Here is a 1,543-nt window from a genome sequence, read left to right as displayed (position 1 = left end):
GAATTGAAAATAGTAGACCTTTAGGTGTAGATTGGAAGAAATATATTGTTGTTGATGGATTTGAGTTAACTGAACAACAACAAGGGCTATTAGAAAACTTTTGCAAGTATAGCTTTACAATATTAGCTGGTTACAGCGGTACGGGGAAAACGTCTAGTGTTGTTGCTTTAATTAAGCTATTAGAAGACAATGGGTTATCATACACTTGTCTTGCACCAACGGGTAGAGCAGCGTCTAGGATGAAGGAATGTATCCATAGACCAACCTCAACACTTCACAGAGCTTTGGCTGGTGATAGAGTAATAACAACAGATGTGGTTATTGTTGATGAGTTTTCATTCTTTGGCGTTGAATTAATGCAAATGCTTATTAGAGGTATTGCAAATGACAACACTAGAATTGTACTTTGTGGAGATAATGCTCAATTGTCATCTATTGGATGTGGTAGAGTATTTGATGACATACTTGAATCAAACAAAGTCCCTATGTCATTACTAACAAATGTATTTAGATATGCTAATGGTGGTATTTTAAAGGTAGCAACGGACATTAGAAATGGTCAAAAATTCTTAGGGGATGAAGAAGTTCAAAAGTTTGGTGATGACTATACCTTTATTCAAAGTGATTCACCACTTGATGAAGTAATTAAGCAATATTCAAAACTAATCGACAAAGGTGTGAAACCTCATGAAATCATGTGTTTATCACCTTTTAATATAGGGGAGTTGGGGACATTAAACATCAACTCAAAGCTACAAGCTATGTTTAATCCAGCTAAACCAAATCAAGTTACACTATCATTCAAGCATAGAGGTCATGATGTATTCTATAGAAAAGGTGATCTTGTTATCAATGTTAAGAATAACTATAAAGCTATTCCATTGGATTCGTGGAATGAACTACAACAAAATGAAGAGTTGGATGAAGATGATGTTAGAAAGACTGTAGTATACAATGGTGATATTGGATATATTAGGTCTGTTGATGAGAAAAAGGTTGTTGTTGAGATAAATGAAGAACTAGTAGTTTATGAGAAGTTCAAATTAAGTGATTTATTGTTGGCTAGAGCCATTTCGTCGCACAAATCTCAAGGTTCGCAATCAAAGTATGTAATAAACATAACAAGTCCCATTCATGAAAGAATGTTAAGTAGAGAGTTGTTATATGTAGCAGATTCACGCTCATGCGGTAAGCATATTGAAATTGGGGATGTTGGTGCTATTAATAATGCAATTGATAGGCAGGATAGTACATCAAGAATAACTTTCTTAAAAGAATTATTAATAGAGGGTTGATTTTTAACCCTCTCTATGTTATAATAATACTATCTTAATTGAAAGGGTGATTAAATGAAAAAAGGTAGAATAGTAGTATTAATTGGTAGGTCGGGGTGTGGAAAGGACTTCTTTATGAAGAAACTTATTGGGGAACTAACAATTAAACCAGTTGTGACATACACTAGTAGACCTAAACGTGATGGAGAATTAAATGGAAAAGACTATTATTTTGTTACAAAAGAAGAGTTTGATAAAATGGTTAAGGA

Annotated in this window: 1 protein-coding gene and 1 pseudogene; both read left to right on the top strand. The window is 33.6% G+C overall.

From position 1 onward, the window contains the following. Window positions 1-1,295, top strand: a 1,295-nt coding sequence (locus ACRDDY_RS18745; protein WP_438566441.1) for an ATP-dependent DNA helicase, incomplete at its 5' end; no start/stop codon positions are given. Between the two features lie 54 nt (window positions 1,296-1,349). Next, a pseudogene (locus tag ACRDDY_RS18740) lies at window positions 1,350-1,543 on the top strand (guanylate kinase); the annotation flags it as partial.

This window comes from Clostridium sp., assembly GCF_051656525.1.
Lineage (GTDB): Bacteria > Bacillota > Clostridia > Clostridiales > Clostridiaceae > Clostridium.
The sequence above is the reverse complement of the archived record's forward strand: the minus strand, read 5'-3'. Positions and strand labels throughout refer to the sequence as shown.